The organism is Shewanella zhangzhouensis (genome assembly GCF_019457615.1).
In the GTDB taxonomy this organism is placed as follows: domain Bacteria; phylum Pseudomonadota; class Gammaproteobacteria; order Enterobacterales; family Shewanellaceae; genus Shewanella; species Shewanella zhangzhouensis.
Window position 1 is genome coordinate 4,234,575 of sequence record NZ_CP080414.1, and the last position, 16,528, is coordinate 4,251,102.

Sequence of the window (16,528 nt, forward strand, 5' to 3'; positions counted from 1 at the left end):
GTTATCAGGGATTAGCCCTGACGGCTGGCACGCTTACGGTCGTTCTCAGTCAGGAACTTCTTACGTACGCGGATGCTCTGTGGCGTCACTTCTACCAGCTCGTCATCATCGATAAACTCCAGCGCCTGCTCCAGGGTCATCTGGATGTGCGGAGTCAGCACCTGAGCTTCGTCGGTACCAGAGGCACGCATGTTGGTCAGCTGCTTGCCCTTGAGGCAGTTTACGGTCAGGTCGTTTGAACGGCTGTGGATACCGATCACCTGGCCTTCGTAAACTTCAGCGGCGTGGCCAATCATCAGACGACCACGGTCCTGCAGACCGAACAGGGCGAAGGTCAGTGCCTTACCGGTAGCGTTGGAGATCAGTACACCGTTGTTGCGCTGACCGATGTCGCCACCCTTGTATGGACCGTAGTGGTCGAAGGTGTGGTAGAGCAGACCGGTACCAGAGGTCGCAGTCATAAACTCGGTCTGGAAGCCAATCAGGCCACGGCTTGGGATAACGAAGTCGATACGTACACGACCCTTGCCGTCCAGCTGCATGTCTTTCATGTCAGCCTTACGGGTACCCAGCTTTTCAATCACAGTACCCTGATGATCTTCTTCCACGTCAACGGTCAGCTGCTCGTATGGCTCGCACTTCTCACCGTCGATTTCCTTGATGATTACTTCTGGACGGGATACCGCCAGCTCGTAACCTTCACGGCGCATGTTTTCGATCAGGATAGACAGGTGCAGTTCACCACGGCCAGACACGCGGAAACGGTCAGGGCTGTCGGTTTCTTCTACACGCAGGGCCACGTTGTGAACCAGTTCCTGTTGCAGACGCTCAAGGATGTTACGTGAAGTCACGTACTTACCTTCTTTACCGGCAAACGGAGAGGTGTTTACCTGGAAGGTCATGGTCAGGGTTGGCTCGTCTACAGACAGCGGAGGCAGAGCCTCAACATTGCCTACGGCACAGATGGTGTCAGAAATCTTCAGCTCGCCCAGACCTGTGATAGCAACGATGTCACCGGCGTTGGCGCTGGTGACTTCGTGACGCTCCAGGCCCATGTAACCCAGTACCTGGCCGATTTTACCGTTACGGGTCTTGCCGTCAGCACCTACCACAGTGACCTGTTGGTTGGTCTTTACGCTGCCGCGCTTGATACGGCCTACGCCGATAACGCCCACGTAGCTGTTGTAGTCCAGCTGAGAGATCTGCATCTGGAAGGCGCCTTCGGCGTCGGCATCCGGAGGAGATACTTTTTCAACGATGGTCTGGAACAGCGGAGTCATGTCTTCGCTTGGCTCATCGGGATCCAGAGTGGCAAAGCCGTTCAGGGCCGAGGCGTAAACGATAGGGAAGTCCAGCTGTTCGTCGGTGGCACCCAGGTTGTCGAACAGGTCAAATACCTGATCTATTACCCAATCAGGACGGGCGCCCGGACGGTCAACTTTGTTGATAACCACGATAGGCTTGAGGCCCTGGGCGAATGCCTTCTTGGTTACGAAACGGGTCTGTGGCATTGGGCCGTCAACGGCATCAACCAGCAGGAGAACTGAGTCCACCATAGACAGTACACGCTCAACCTCACCACCGAAGTCGGCGTGGCCGGGTGTGTCTACGATGTTAATACGGTAGTCATTCCACTTGATGGCAGTGTTCTTCGCCAGAATGGTGATGCCACGCTCTTTTTCCAGGTCATTGGAGTCCATCACGCGCTCGGTGGCTTCGCCACGGCTTTCCAGGGTGCCGGACTGGGAGAGCAGCTTGTCAACCAGGGTGGTTTTACCATGGTCAACGTGGGCAATAATGGCGATGTTACGCAAATTTTCTAACACGGTTAGCCTCTTACCATCTTGTTTCAGTGTGCGATGTTCCTATGTGGGCGCGCCCAGGAACGGCCGGATTTGTTGCCGGCGGGGGTGGGAAAATGACGTTTTTCTGAACTATTCCCCAGCCCCTTGCGTTAAAAAGCGTGCCATTCTACTCTAGCAGCGTCCTCACGGACAGGATTATTTTTTGGCCGTTTGGGAGAGCCAGGCCTTGCCCGACTGCACCTTTATCATGCACAGCCACAGTGCGCGCACCAACATTGTGCGCGAAATGCTCCATTTTGGTGCAAACCCTGTCCATTCTGGTCACCAGCTAAACACCATTTCTCTTATAATCAGCAAGTTATCATCTTGGCACGTTACTGGCTTTATCTGTGCCAAGTTTCGGTGCAGCCTGCAAAAGCCACCACCGACAAAAGTAATGATAGTAAGGGAAGACCCTTTACCCTACCGGAGACTCAAGCATGTCAGTTGAAAATGTGTTGAAGCAGTTGAAAGACCTGGAAGTGAAGTTCGTGGATCTGCGCTTTACCGATACCAAGGGTAAAGAACAGCACGTGTCTATTCCAACGCATCAGGTAGACGCCGACTTCTTTGAAGACGGTAAAATGTTCGACGGCTCATCCATCGCCGGTTGGAAAGGTATCAACGAATCTGACATGGTACTGATGCCAGATGCGACCACCTTCGTGCTGGATCCTTTCACCGAAGAAACCACTGCCATCATCCGTTGTGACATCCTCGAGCCAGGCACCATGACTGGTTACGATCGTGACCCACGCTCCATCGCCAAGAAGGCCGAAGAATACCTGCGCGCCACCGGCATCGCCGACACAGTGCTGATGGGCCCAGAGCCAGAATTCTTCCTGTTCGACGACGTACGTTTCGGCACCGACATGAGCGGTACCTTCGTGAAGATCGACGCCAAAGAAGCCGCCTGGAACTCAGGCACCAGCTACGAAGATGGCAACACCGGTCACCGTCCATTCGTGAAAGGCGGTTACTTCCCCGTTGCTCCGGTTGACTCTTCACAGGACCTGCGCTCTGCCATGTGTCTGGTACTGGAAGAAATGGGTCAGGTAGTTGAAGCTCACCACCACGAAGTGGCCACTGCCGGTCAGAACGAAATCGCAACCCGTTTCAACACCCTGACCAAGAAAGCCGACGAAATCCAGATCCTGAAGTACGTGGTGCACAACATGGCCCACGCCTACGGCAAGACTGCCACCTTTATGCCTAAGCCAATCGTTGGCGACAACGGCTCAGGTATGCACGTTCACCAGTCTCTGGCCAAAGATGGCGTTAACCTGTTTGCCGGCGACAAGTACGGCGGTCTGTCTGAAACTGCCCTGTACTACATCGGCGGTATCATCAAGCACGCCCGTGCCCTGAACGCCTTCACCAACCCAAGCACCAACTCTTACAAGCGTCTGGTACCACACTTCGAAGCCCCGGTAATGCTGGCTTACTCAGCCCGTAACCGCTCTGCTTCTATCCGTATCCCAGTGGTACCAAGCCCTAAAGGTCGTCGTATCGAGACCCGCTTCCCAGACCCAACTGCCAACCCATATCTGGGCTTCGCGGCTCTGCTGATGGCCGGTCTGGACGGTATCCAGAACAAGATCCACCCTGGCGATGCCATGGATAAGGATCTGTACGATCTGCCAGCCGAAGAAGCGGCCGAGATCCCAACTGTAGCCGAGTCTCTGGACGTGGCACTGGCGGCTCTGGATGCAGACCGCGAGTTCCTGACCAAGGGTGGCGTGTTCAGCAACGACTTCATCGACTCTTACATCCGTCTGAAGACTGCTGAAGCCGAGCGCGTGAACCGCACTACTCACCCACTCGAGTTCGAAATGTATTACAGCCTGTAATACCCTGCAAAACCGCCCCTTTATCTGCAGTCAGCAGATAAAGTAGGCGGAAAACAAAAAAGACGCCCCGGACTCAGGTCCGGGGCGTTTATTTTGGGCTTATGGTAACAAAAACAACAATGTCGAATCCGCCGTGCAACCCGCCTTACAGTGCGCCTCGCACACACGCAATAAAGCGCTGTATATCGGCTTCATCGTTATAGAGATGCGGTGACACCCGCATGCCGTAGCGACGATTGTCGACGCTGATACTGGCCTCATTGAGAGCGGCCATCACAGCTGCAGTACTGTCACCGAATTGTAAAATGGCAGTGCCACTGCGGCTTTGCGCCTGAGAAGGGCCTGCACCATGCTGGTGCAACTCATCATAAAGCATTGAAACCAAAGCCTGATTGTGCGCTCTTACCTTGTCAGCACCCAGGGAAGCAAACCAGCCAATACTGTGGGCGCCAATCACGTAAGGCGCCACAGAGGGGGTTCCACCCCAGAATCTCAACGCCGACGGATGATAACGAAAATCGTGAATATTGAATTCGAACGGGTTTTCATGGGAAAACCAGCCCACATCCACAGGCTCGCATTCTGCCAGCCGCTCGGGATGAACCCAGAGGTAGGCCGCTCCCGGCCCGGAGCAGAGCCATTTCACCGCCGAGCCAATCAGAAAGTCAGGTGCCAGCCCGGTCACAGATAAGGGCACGGCCCCCGCCGACTGAGCCACGTCCACCAGGGTCAAAATTCCCAGCTCACGACAGCGCGGGACCAGCGCTTCCACCGGTGACAAGGCTCCCAGATTGGAAAACGCATGGCTGATAAACACCAGATCCAGCCCCGGGGTTAAATACGCCTCCCAGGCATTGGCGTCTGTGATGTCGACGCCCGCGGGAATAAACTCCAGACGGGCATGGGGCAAGGCCTGCTGCAGCGCAAATCCCATGGACGGGAAGTCTTCTTCGCACATCAGAATGCGCGCGCCGCGGGCCTTAAGCCTTGGGTACGATAACACCAGCTTGGTCAGCGCCGACGACAAATTCACCTGTGGGCAAAAATCCCTGGCGTTACCATCAAAGAGTTGCCCCAATGCCGTGCGAAACCCTTCAACCGCAGACAACCAGTCACCCCATGGCTCGCGCCCCGATTGGCACCAGGGCTGCCAATAATCCTGCTCGAATCCCGCCTTGGCTGCTTTAAGCGGCCGACCAACCGAGTGGCTCAGCAGGTAGGTGCCATCGGGTAGAAAAAATGCTGATTTTTGTTCACTCATGACAAAGTCGCCTTTAATCGCGCCACTTCCTGCCAGGCAGTACGTATATCGCTGCGCTTGGCTGCCGCGCGTCTGTCCCTGAGTTTTTCCAGCGCCCCAATGAGCACATGCAGCGGTGGGCCACTGGCTGTCACCTTGGACATATGTTGCTGCTGCATATTCACAGACGGCTCGGCAATGTATTTGTGTACCAACTGGTCGTGATGCTGAATGGCTGTTTGGCCGTGGAGTTCACACACCTCAAGGAACAGGCGCAAATTGTCCTGATACCAGCTCTGCTCTTTGGCGCCCGTGGCGGCCAGGAAATGCTCCATCAGGCTGGTGCGGCGCATGCAGTCACGCAAAATAGCCTGATCTTCCGGCATCATATAGAGGAACTTATCCACCAGCATCTGGGAATAGGAAGGCTCATTGGCGTAACAAAGCCCCAGCAGCAGATCTATCACGTTGATGCCGGCGAAATCCCCCGCGTTGGCGCCACGATACACCTGGCTGCCCACCCGGTAAGGCTTGTAGTAAGGGCGCACACAATAGAAGAAACGGTCGGTATCCAGCTCGTTGAACAGGGTGGTATTTGAGTCCATCACATCCTGCAACGCCTGACGGGCGACCTTGAGCAAGTCTGCGGTGATGGGGTGAGATACCCCCAGCGGCAGGATTTTCAGCAGCGCATCGGCCGCGCGCTTGTACGCAAGAATGCCCTTGGTGTTGTAGTCCACGAACAGGCGCTCGTCGTGCAAATCGGTAAATCGCTTGTATTTGCCATCCCGGGCCAGGTTATGGGTAGTCAGGTGCGCGGTGGCAAAGCGTGGGGTTACGCCGATGGACGCACCTATGTGCATCGCCAGTGCCGAGGCCTCCACCAGCGGAGACTGGGTCTCCCGTGTTGGCTCGGTAATTTCGTGACGTCGGCAGGCGGCCATATACAGGCCCACATTGCCGAGTAAATCGAAGGCGGCATCGAAGCCTTCGTCGGTATTACCTTCATCCAGCAGGGCGCAAATATGTTTGCGCCCCTCGGTTTCCAGCTGCGCCTTCAGATCATCACCCACGCCAACCACGTTGGCTCTATCGGTTTGCAGCCAATAGAGGTGTTCGAGTTCATTGTTCAGTTCTACAAAGCGGGTACGAAGCCAGTCATCAAAAGCTTCAACGTTCAGTGTCATGGGTTTCATTATTATCGTTCTCCATGCTCAGCCATTCGGGCAGAGCCTGTATCAGCCTAGCACAGAGAAACAGGGTATTTTCACCAAAGCCTGGCGACAAAGCGCCTCTTATTAGTGATAATCAACAACAAATAAGTATTCAATATCGAATTTCACTCATCATGAGCCAGCTGGATAAGAAAGACCTCGCGCTCCTCGCCGCACTGCAACGCAATGGCCGCCAGAGCATCACCGAACTGGCCGCCTCGGTAAACCTGTCTGACACCCCCTGTTTGCGGCGTATTCGTCGCCTCGAGCAGGAAGGCTATATCACGGGGTATACCGCCGCCATCAATCACAGGAAAGCGGGCTTCGAGGTGATAGTCTATGCCTCGGTCAGACTCAGCGAAAACTCCGACAGGGCCGCCGAACAGTTTGAAACTGCCGTCGCCCTGCTGCCTGAGGTCATGGAGTGCTCTGTAATTACGGGGGCCCACGATTACCTGCTCAAAATCGTCGCCAAAGACCTTCTGGCCTACGAACGTTTCGTCAAAAAATCCCTCGGAAGCCTGCCGGGAGTATCGGGTATAGAGTCGACCGTGGTACTCAAACAAACCTTTTGCCGCACGGCACTGCCATTGGACTGACCAAGCATTGCCGGTCTTGAGCGGCAACTGAAAATCCCCTAGTCTGGGAAGGCTTTTCAAATTTAACGACCCCAAGCGTAAAGCTCATACAAAGGTTTGATGATGCACTGCAGCGCCTGTAAACACGGCAGCCTGGTTCCTACCCGGCTCGACAACCTCTTCTTGGCCCACCGCTGTAATCACTGCGGTGGCCACTGGGTCCTGATTGACGACTTTGTCACCTGGAAACAGGCCAACCCCGACACCGAATTTGAGGCCATTACGGCCGTAGAAGACAGTGAAGACAGCCCCATGGCGCTGTTTTGCCCCATGAGCCAAACCCTGATGCGTAAGCTTAAAATCAGCACAGACACAGACCACAGGCTCGACTACAGCGCCGCTGTGGGTGGCGTATGGCTCGATAAGGGCGAATGGCCACTGCTCAAGTCCATGGGGCTTGCCAGCTGCCTGAATTTGCTGGTCACTCAGGAGTGGCAAAATCGCTTAAAACAGAGCCAGACTCAGGCCAATTTTGGCGAGCACTATCGCCGCAAGTTTGGTGACAGCACCTACACTGAACTTAAAAGGATCCGCGATTGGTTACAGGGCCAGCCAAATAAAGCCGAGCTGAAGAGTTACCTGCTGGCAGACGATCCCTACAGCACCAAACGGTAAAGGAGTAAGGAGCAAAAGATGTCGCTGCTGTTACTGAGTGATACCCGCGCTGACGAAATTCGGGCCTGTCTGGGCAAATGGTTGGCTTCCATTGGTGAAAATCCCAGCGTAGGCTACCTGGCCTCCAGCGCCGACCCCACCCGGGAATACTTTCAGCCCATAGTCGAACTCTACGATAGCCTGGGCGCACAGATAACCGCTTTTGCCGAACCTATCCACGGGCCGGACTGCGAACTGTACGAGCCGCTGTTTGCCTGCGACATCATTCATCTCTGCGGTGGCAACAGCTTTGAATATCTGCACCATCTTGGTGCAAGTGGTTTGGATGAGCGCCTGAAAGCCTTCGTGGCGGCCGGCGGCCACCTGGTGGGCGTCAGCGCCGGAGCCATCCTGATGACACCGGACATCGCCTCAGCGGTCTACTGTGGCGACGAGCCGGTCGTACCCTTTCAAATCACACAGGGGCTGGGGCTGGTCCCCTTTGGGATCATCCCCCATGTTCAGGACAAGGCAGCGCTTGCGGCCAGCCTCAAGGTCAGTGAAACGCCCGCCGCCCTGTATCTGATGGCAAACACTGATGCCATCGAGCTGAGGGACAACGCGCTTCACACAACAGGCACCCCCACTCTTATTGCGCCGGAATAACCGGTGCGGGTCTCGACCCCAAGCCTTGGGGCTAACCATTCGGCACAGGCCTTTGTGGGTGTGCCGATTAATTGCTGAGCATTGAAAGCCATTATCGGATTACAAGGTCTATCAAGCTGATCCGCACATCCATTCTGGCCGTAATGGCTCGCTGTCATTCTCAGCACTTATATTGATTGGCACAGCTGCCGACAGCCATATCCGCACAGGGGAAAAACTTGCCATGGAATTACTGACCGCACCGCCCACGCCTTTGCTCAGCGGCGAGGACACTCAAAGCAAACGCGCTGAAATCAAAGCCTATTTCCAAAACAGTTGGGCTCAGTATGAATCCCTGTTTTCCCTGATTTCCAATGACGATGCCTACTTTAAAAAGGCCGAGCCGCTACGTCATCCACTGATTTTCTACTTCGGCCACACCGCCACCTTTTTTATCAATAAGCTCAAGCTGGGCAAGTACATAGACGAGCGTATCAACGACCATTTCGAGTCCATGTTTGCCATTGGTGTGGACGAAATGTCCTGGGATGACCTGAACGATGCCCATTACGACTGGCCGCAGGTGGATGAGGTGCGCGCGTACCGCAATGAGGTGCGAGCCCTGATTGAAGGCCTTATCGACACCATGCCGCTGGAGCTGCCCATCGGCCAAAATAGCCTCGCCTGGGCGATTTTGATGGGCATTGAACACGAGCGCATTCACCTCGAGACCTCCTCGGTGATTATCCGCCAGCTGCCCCTTGAAGATCTGACACCTTCAATGCAGTGGCCCGAATGCAGGGATTATGGCGAGACACCGGATAATCCGATGCTCCAGGTCAAAGGCGGCGATATCAGCCTTGGCAAAGCCGATGAAGATGCAACCTACGGCTGGGATAACGAATACGGCCATAGCCATCACCACATCAGCGATTTTCGCGCCAGCGAAAAACTGGTGTCCAACGGCGAGTTTATGGCCTTTGTAGAGGCCGGTGGCTATCAGGAAGCCAGATGGTGGAGCGATGAAGGCAATGCCTGGCGTGAATACACCAACGCCGACATGCCACGCTTTTGGCGCCAGAGAGACGGCCGCTGGTATCAGCGTAATCTCTGCAGCGAAATCCCGCTGCCACTCAATTGGCCGGTGGAAGTAAACCAGCTGGAAGCCAAAGCCTTTTGCAACTGGAAGGCGGCGACTACGGAGCGCAGTATTCGTCTGCCCACCGAGGCCGAATGGTGTTGGCTCAGACAAGAGCTTGAAGGCGATATGACCGCCATAGGCGCCGCGCCCGCCTGGCGCGAACTCCCGGGTAACCTCAATCTGGCCCACTACGCTTCATCCTGCCCGGTGAACCGTTTCCGTCAGGGACGCTTTTTCGATCTGGTGGGCAATGTGTGGCAATGGACCGAGACTGCCATCGACGGCTTCCCGGGCTTTGGGGTGCACCCGCTGTATGACGACTTCTCCACCCCCACCTTTGATGGCAAGCATAACCTCATCAAGGGCGGCAGCTGGATTTCCACCGGCAACGAAGCCATCGCCGCCTCGCGCTATGCGTTTCGCCGTCACTTCTATCAGCATGCTGGCTTCCGCTACGTGGAGTCCAGCCAATCACCGGATGAGGGCGTGAAGGTGAATGTGTATGAAACCGATGAACTGATCTCCCAGTACCTCGAATTCCATTACGGCCGCGAGTACTTCGGCGTGGCCAACTTCTGTGTAAAAGGGGTGCAGGAAGCGCTGGCCGAAATCAACCTTGAGCGCCACGCCAAAGCGCTGGACATCGGCTGCTCCGTGGGCCGGGCCAGTTTTGAGCTGGCACGCCATTTTGATGCCGTAGATGCCATCGATTTCTCCGCCCGCTTCATCCAACAGGCCTATGCCCTCAAGGAGCAGGGCGAGAAGCGCTACACCATACGTACGGAAGGCGAGTTGGTGGAATACCGCACCGCATCGCTCGCAAGCCTCGGCTACAACGAAGTGAAGCACAAAATCGACTTCCTGCAGGGCGATGCGCTTAATCTAAAGCCGCGCTTCAGTGGCTATGATTTGGTGTACGCCTCCAACCTAATCGACAGGCTGAATGAGCCAAAGGCCTTCCTCGAGCAAATTCACAGCCGCATCAATACGGGCGGTTATCTGGTGATTGCCTCACCTTACACCTGGCTTGAGGACTATACCCCCAAGTCCAATTGGCTGGGCGGTATCAAGGTGAACGGTGAGAACTTTACCACCCTCGATGGCCTCACCGAGACGCTCATTCCCCACTTCGAACTGGTGGCGGTGAAGGAAGTGCCCTTCGTCATTCGCGAAACCAAACGCAAATTCCAGCACAGCCTGTCGGAGATGAGTATCTGGCGCAAACGCCAATGAGTCTCAGCTAATAAAAAACGCCCGCGATTGCGGGCGTTTTTATTAGCTCATGTTGCCTACAGACCGTAGGTGTAGCTCGCCTGCAGGCCCAGCGGGAAGCCCAGGGTCCAGTACAGCAGCAGGAAGGCGGTCCAGCCCACCAGGAACACCACAGAGAACGGCAGCATCATGGCAATCAGGGTGCCAATGCCGGTGTTTTTCACATACTTCTGGCAATAGACCACCACCAGCGGGAAGTAAGGCATCAGTGGGGTGATGATGTTAGAGCCTGAGTCGCCCACCCGGTAAGCCGCCTGGGTCAGGTCGGGGGAGATATTCAGCTGCATCAGCATGGGCACAAAAATGGGGCCCAGCAGCGCCCACTTGGCCGAACTTGAGCCCACAAACAGGTTCACAAAGGCGGTGAGGAAGATGATGCCCACTATGGTCACCGCACTTGGCAGCGCCAACGCCTTGAGCACCTCGGCCCCTTCAATGGCCAGCAAAGCCCCCAGATTGGACTGGCTGAAAGCGGCAATAAAGAGCGCGCAGAAGAAGGCCATCACTATGTAATAGGCCATGCTACCCATGGACTTGGACATGGCATCTATCATGTCCTTACTCTTTTTGAAGGTGCCCACGTAGAAGCCATATACGGCACCGGGGATCCAAAACAGCAGGAAAATCAGCGGCACTATCGATTGCATCAGGGGCGCGCTGAAGTCAGACAAATTACCACTCTTGGCCCTTAACGGAGAATCCGCCGGGCTTGCCGCCATATACAGAAGCACCAGACCCGCCACCATCACGGCTACGGCCAGCAAAAAACCCTGCTTCTCACGGGGGCCCGCCTCATCGAACCTGGGCAGGTTGGAAGTATCACCATCGATTGGGGTATTGGCCAGACGCGGCTCAATCACCTTGTCGGTGAGATACCAGCCCAGCAGCACAATCAGCAGACTCGACGCCGAGGCAAAAAACCAGTTATTGAGCGGGTTAATGGCGATTTCCGGGTCGATGATTTGCGCTGCGCTCTGGGTAAAGCTTTGCAGCAAGGGATCCAGCCCTGAAGGCACAAAGTTGGCGCCAAAGCCGCCGGATACCCCGGCAAAAGCTGCGGCAATGCCCGCCAGGGGATGGCGCCCCATGGCGTAGAAGATCACTCCGGCAAGCGGAATCACCAGCACGTAGCCAGCATCAGTGGCTGTGTGGCTGACGATGGCAATCAGGATGATGGATGGCGTAAGCAGCTTGGCCGGTGTCACCTTGAGCATCATCTTCAGGCCGGTATTGATAAAGCCCGAATGCTCGGCCACCCCAACCCCCAGCATGGCCACCAGCACCACCCCCAGCGGGGCGAACGAGGTGAAGGTTTTCACCATATTGGCCAGAAAGCCCGCCAGCGCATCACCGGTCAGCAAGTTGTGCACCACAATCGCTTCGCCGGTGCGGGGATCGATGGCACTGAACTCAAAGCGGGAAAACAGCGCCGACAGACCCCAAATCAGCACCATGGCCAGCAAGAATATCACCGCCGGATCCGGCAGCTTATTTCCGGCCTTCTCGATGCCATTCAAAAACTTGCCAAGGAGGCCTCCCTCCCTGGTCGCCGTGCCTGTCTCCATGCTGTTGCTCCCTTTATTGATTTTGGTTTTGTTAAATTAACCCATCATCCTAGAACAGAGGAATGAAATACAACTTAAGGAAAGTGACTTTTCCAGCAGGATCCAGACCACCACGCAGGCCGAAACCTAATCAAATTACAGCATCAAATTATTCATTGGCCTGCAGCCGCGTTGCCCTTTATATTCGAGTAATCGCAGCTAAAGGAGAGGAAAACTATGAAGGTTTTGGAAAACGTGAACGTCGCCCTTAAGGCCAATGTGTACTTTGACGGTAAGGTTACCAGCCGTGCCATCTACGTTGGCGGACAAAAGCAGACTATCGGCGTGGTATTACCGGGCGAATATGAGTTTTCCACCACTCAGCCTGAGCAAATGCAGGTGATCAGCGGCGCCTTTGAGGTGCTGCTGCCGGGGGAGAGTCAGTGGCAAACCTTCGCTGAAGGCAGCACCTTCAATCTGGACGCCGATGTCAGCTTCTCAATCCGTGCTGCAGACGTTGCCGAGTACCTTTGCAGTTATCTCTGATGTCATATTTATCCGCTGGCGTGCAGAAACACCCTGAGTTTGGCGACTTTCTGCACGCAAACCGCTATCTTTAGTCACATGTGAAACTACAGGATAGGCTTATGCGCACCTTTACCCTTCTTGGCATGCTGGCCCTTAGCTTGAGTGTTCAGGCAAATGTCTATAAATGGGTCGATAAAGACGGCAAGGTTCATTACAGCGATAAACCCCAGCCCAACGCCGAAGTTGTTGAGTTGAAAGAGACTTCCTCCAATCAAATTCGTTTGGACGTACCCGCTGCCATTCCGAAGGCAGACACCAAAGTGGAAGCCATCGAATATCAAGTATCCATTCTGACCCCCGAAGCCGACGAAACCATTCGCAACAACGAAGGTAAGTTTGAAGTCACGGCCACCGTTACCCCTGAAAAGCCAGCCAACGCCCTGTGGGTGCTGCGCATTGATGGCAAGGTATGGGGCGATGCGATGGACGTGCCTTTGTTTCGGGTCAGCGAACTGGACCGGGGTGAGCACAGCATTGAAGTGCAACTGATTGCCCGAAATGGCAAACCGATTGCATCCAGTGGCAGTAGAACCCTGTTTTTGCACCGTACCACTATGTTGCAGCAACCCAAGGCGGTTCCCATTTCGGGTAATTGATAGAATAAAAACAACTATAACAATAAGTTAATCAAACCCAACTCACGCCAACGGCCACTGCTGACACTTGCGGACTGCACCATATTGGTGCACCATATTGGTGCAGACCCAGTCAGGAAAGGCCCGATGGATACTCAAAACCTGCTCAATCACCTGGTGACCGCGGTACTGGTCATAGACTCAGGTCTAAAACCCTGCTTTGCCAATGCTGCTGCTGAGCAGTTGCTTGGCACCGGCAGTCATCGCCTCAGCGAACAAGCTCTGACCGATATATTTCAGTTGCAGGAAGTACCTGCCACCATACTGGCCGATGCGGTGCGTCAGGGGCTGGGATTGACGGTCAACACCGCCAGCCTGGTCACCTTCGATGGCCAACACCACACGGTGGATCTCACCCTGATCCCACTGGAAAATGAACCCGGCCTGAGTTTGCTTGAGCTGCGTCAGGTCGATCAGCAGCGCCGCATCCACCAACAACTGACCCAGGATGCCCAGCAGCAGGCGGCCCAGTTTTTGGTGCGTAACCTCGCCCATGAAATCAAAAATCCCCTCGGCGGCCTGAGGGGCGCGGCGCAGTTGCTGTCCCGCGAGCTGGAAGATGAGTCACTCAAGGAATTCACCACCCTGATTATCGAGCAGGCCGATCGTATGCGCGCCTTGGTGGATAAGCTGCTGGGGCCACAAAAACCCACGGCCCACCTGCCCCACAATATCCATGAAGTCGCCGAAAAGGTGATCAAGCTGGTCGAGCTGTCCGCCCCTGCCAATATCCGCGTTATCCGGGACTACGACCCTTCCATTCCCGACATAGATTTGGACGCAGACCAGATGCAGCAGGCGCTGCTCAACATAGTGCAAAACGCAGTACAGGCACTGGAAAACGGCGGCGGCACCATCACGGTGCGCACCCGCACCAGCCACCAGGTCACTCTGGGCGCCCAGCGCCACAAACTGGTGCTGATGTTATCTGTCATTGATGATGGCCCGGGTATACCGCCGGAATTGATGGATACCCTCTTCTACCCCATGGTGACAGGTCGCGAACAGGGCTCTGGCCTGGGGCTGTCCATCGCCCACAACATCGCCAGGCTTCATGGTGGCCGCATCGACTGTGACTCTGCCCCCGGTCACACCCAGTTTGTGCTCACCCTGCCCATTAAAACCGGAAAATAGGACCCAAAAGGAGACTGCATGAGTATCAGTGAACAGGTTTGGATCCTCGACGACGACAGCTCTATCCGTTGGGTGCTGGAAAAAGCCCTCAAGAGCGCACGCATCACCAGTGCCAGCTTCGCAGCAGCAGAGTCGCTGTGGCAGGCATTGGAGCTGTCGCAACCTTTAGTGATAGTGTCGGACATCCGCATGCCCGGCACCGATGGCTTAACGCTGCTGGAGCGTATCGGCCTGCATTACCCCCATATTCCGGTCATCATAATGACGGCGCACTCGGACCTCGACAGCGCCGTGGCCGCTTACCAGTCCGGTGCCTTTGAATATTTACCCAAGCCCTTCGACATCGACGAAGCCATCGCCCTGGTGGAACGGGCCCTGACTCACGCCAGCGAACAGGCACCCCAGGCCCACGCCAGTGAACCGGTCAAGGCGCCGGAAATCATAGGTGAGGCCCCTGCCATGCAGGAGGTGTTTCGTGCCATAGGTCGTCTGTCGCGCTCCTCCATCAGCGTGCTGATCAACGGTCAGTCCGGTACGGGTAAGGAATTGGTGGCTGGGGCATTGCACAAACACAGCCCCCGCAAAGACAAGCCCTTCATCGCACTGAACATGGCTGCCATTCCCAAGGATTTGATTGAATCTGAGCTGTTTGGCCACGAGAAAGGCGCCTTTACCGGCGCTGCCGGTGTGCGTCAGGGCCGCTTCGAGCAGGCCAACGGTGGCACCCTGTTTTTGGATGAAATCGGCGACATGCCCCTGGATGTGCAAACCCGGCTGCTGCGGGTGCTGGCCGATGGTCAGTTTTACCGTGTAGGAGGCCACTCGCCGGTGCAGGTGGACGTACGCATTATTGCCGCCACCCACCAGGATCTGGAGCGGCTGGTGCAACAGGGTCAATTCCGGGAAGACCTGTTTCACCGCCTCAATGTGATCAGGGTGCATCTGCCGCCGCTTCGAGAGCGCCGCGAAGATATTCCGCAACTGACCCGCCACTTTCTGGCCGCCGCCGCCCGGGAAATTGGTGTTGAAGCCAAGGTGCTTGCCAAAGAAACCGCCGCCAAGCTGCAGCAACTGCCCTGGCCCGGCAACGTGCGCCAGTTGGAGAACACCTGCCGCTGGCTCACGGTAATGGCCTCGGGGCAGGAGATACTGCCACAGGACCTGCCACCAGAGCTCTTCAAGGACCCAGTGATCAATCATGCCGGCGCCGTGGTGGCCGGTGACTGGGAAAGTGCCCTTAGAGATATAGTCGACAGGCGTCTCGGAGAAGGGGAATCGGATCTGCTGGCCGATATGCAGCCGACCTTCGAGCGCATCATGCTCGAAGTGGCGCTCAAGCACACCCAGGGCCATAAACAGGAAGCCGCCCGCCGTCTCGGCTGGGGCCGTAACACCCTGACCCGCAAACTCAAAGAGCTTGAGATGGATTAGCAGGTCTTGAGAAGCAAAGAAAAGGGACGCTGTGTGCGTCCCTTTTTATGGCATGATGCCCAGCCTCAGAAGCGCCAGTGCAGACCCACGCCATAGTGATCCATGCGCGTGTTGGCAAAATAGTTGTTCAGTTCATCGTGCTCGGGCTCGATTTCACTGAATTCATAAAACACCCGCATGGCCAGATTGCTGGAGAAACTGATATCCACTCCGGCGCCAAGCAGGTAACCCGTGCCCTGATAGTCATCGTCCAGGCTGTCGTCACTGGCAATCACCTGATACACCACACCACCCTTGAGGTAGACAGTAACGGTATCGCTGAATGCATGGCGCACAGTGGGGGCAAAAGTCAGGCCCACGACCTGCAGGTCGACACCATCAATAAAGCTGTCGGTGCCGAACACACTGGTTTCGAGACCAAAACTCTGGTTGAAGTTATATCCGCCATAGGCACCCAGCCCCCAGGCAGATTCATCGAAAGGGCCAATCTTGTCATCGAGATTGGTGTTGCTGACGTAGCCACCGGCGTAAAAACCGAGATCTTTGGCAGCAAAGGCAGGCGAAACGGCGCACAGCATCAGGGCTGAAGCCAACAGACATTTAAGTTTCATCGGACATCCTTTTTCAGTTGAGTTGGGCATCCCTCTGTGTCTGCCCATTATTCCTTGATTTCAGCTACCTATTTTAGCGCCTATCCCTTGAAAAAATAAACCGTTAGGTTATATCCAGCCACAGATTCGGGTCATCAATCACACCCC

At 55.6% G+C, this 16,528-nt stretch carries 14 protein-coding genes; 9 read left to right on the plus strand and 5 right to left on the minus strand.

The genetic code is table 11. The features are described 5' to 3' along the window. Positions 1-11: 11 nt before the first annotated feature. Positions 12-1,826: a translational GTPase TypA gene (typA, locus tag K0H63_RS18675; RefSeq protein WP_220065978.1), complete on the minus strand. Its 1,815-nt coding sequence runs from the start codon at positions 1,824-1,826 to the stop codon at positions 12-14. Between the two features lie 458 nt (positions 1,827-2,284). On the opposite strand from typA, the gene glnA reads away from it, so the two are divergent. Further along, positions 2,285-3,694 carry a glutamate--ammonia ligase gene (glnA, locus tag K0H63_RS18680; RefSeq protein WP_220065979.1) on the plus strand — a complete coding sequence of 470 codons (1,410 nt, stop codon included), beginning with the start codon at positions 2,285-2,287 and terminating at the stop codon, positions 3,692-3,694. 145 nt (positions 3,695-3,839) lie between these two features. On the opposite strand, the gene K0H63_RS18685 is transcribed toward glnA, so the two are convergent. Further along, positions 3,840-4,955 (minus strand): aminotransferase class V-fold PLP-dependent enzyme, encoded by a 1,116-nt coding sequence (locus K0H63_RS18685; RefSeq protein WP_220065980.1) that lies wholly within the window; start codon positions 4,953-4,955, stop codon positions 3,840-3,842. Beyond that, a complete protein-coding gene (locus tag K0H63_RS18690; protein ID WP_220065981.1) occupies positions 4,952-6,130 on the minus strand; it encodes a PrnB family protein in 1,179 nt (392 codons plus the stop codon). The genes K0H63_RS18685 and K0H63_RS18690 overlap by 4 nt, the downstream gene beginning before the upstream one ends. Before the next feature lie 152 nt (positions 6,131-6,282). On the opposite strand from K0H63_RS18690, the gene K0H63_RS18695 reads away from it, so the two are divergent. The 4 genes from K0H63_RS18695 (at position 6,283) to ovoA (ending at position 10,399) form a co-directional block, all read left to right on the plus strand. Further along, the gene (locus K0H63_RS18695) at positions 6,283-6,747 is read left to right on the plus strand and encodes an Lrp/AsnC family transcriptional regulator (protein ID WP_220065982.1); all 465 of its coding nucleotides are present in this window, start codon (positions 6,283-6,285) and stop codon (positions 6,745-6,747) included. Positions 6,748-6,846: 99 nt separating this feature from the next. Beyond that, a complete protein-coding gene (locus K0H63_RS18700; RefSeq protein WP_258405614.1) occupies positions 6,847-7,401 on the plus strand; it encodes a TFIIB-type zinc ribbon-containing protein in 555 nt (184 codons plus the stop codon). Positions 7,402-7,419: 18 nt separating this feature from the next. Then, on the plus strand, positions 7,420-8,046 hold the full coding sequence (locus K0H63_RS18705) for a Type 1 glutamine amidotransferase-like domain-containing protein (protein WP_220065983.1): 627 nt from the start codon (positions 7,420-7,422) through the stop codon (positions 8,044-8,046). 223 nt (positions 8,047-8,269) lie between these two features. Then, positions 8,270-10,399 carry a 5-histidylcysteine sulfoxide synthase gene (gene ovoA / locus K0H63_RS18710; RefSeq protein WP_220065984.1) on the plus strand — a complete coding sequence of 710 codons (2,130 nt, stop codon included), beginning with the start codon at positions 8,270-8,272 and terminating at the stop codon, positions 10,397-10,399. 56 nt (positions 10,400-10,455) lie between these two features. Here the strand turns inward: ovoA and K0H63_RS18715 are convergent, their stop codons facing one another. Continuing rightward, a complete protein-coding gene (locus K0H63_RS18715; RefSeq protein WP_220065985.1) occupies positions 10,456-12,003 on the minus strand; it encodes an AbgT family transporter in 1,548 nt (515 codons plus the stop codon). 216 nt (positions 12,004-12,219) lie between these two features. Here K0H63_RS18715 and ppnP point away from each other — a divergent pair, with 216 nt between their 5' ends. The 4 genes from ppnP (at position 12,220) to glnG (ending at position 15,770) form a co-directional block, all read left to right on the plus strand. Beyond that, a complete protein-coding gene (gene ppnP / locus K0H63_RS18720; protein WP_220065986.1) occupies positions 12,220-12,528 on the plus strand; it encodes a pyrimidine/purine nucleoside phosphorylase in 309 nt (102 codons plus the stop codon). 101 nt (positions 12,529-12,629) lie between these two features. Continuing rightward, the gene (locus K0H63_RS18725) at positions 12,630-13,166 is read left to right on the plus strand and encodes a DUF4124 domain-containing protein (protein ID WP_220065987.1); all 537 of its coding nucleotides are present in this window, start codon (positions 12,630-12,632) and stop codon (positions 13,164-13,166) included. A gap of 126 nt (positions 13,167-13,292) precedes the next feature. After that, on the plus strand, positions 13,293-14,339 hold the full coding sequence (glnL, locus tag K0H63_RS18730; RefSeq protein WP_220065988.1) for a nitrogen regulation protein NR(II): 1,047 nt from the start codon (positions 13,293-13,295) through the stop codon (positions 14,337-14,339). 18 nt (positions 14,340-14,357) lie between these two features. Beyond that, the gene (gene glnG / locus K0H63_RS18735; RefSeq protein WP_220065989.1) at positions 14,358-15,770 is read left to right on the plus strand and encodes a nitrogen regulation protein NR(I); all 1,413 of its coding nucleotides are present in this window, start codon (positions 14,358-14,360) and stop codon (positions 15,768-15,770) included. A 65-nt stretch (positions 15,771-15,835) separates the two neighbouring features. On the opposite strand, the gene K0H63_RS18740 is transcribed toward glnG, so the two are convergent. Further along, positions 15,836-16,381: a porin family protein gene (locus K0H63_RS18740; protein WP_220065990.1), complete on the minus strand. Its 546-nt coding sequence runs from the start codon at positions 16,379-16,381 to the stop codon at positions 15,836-15,838. Positions 16,382-16,528: the final 147 nt, after the last annotated feature.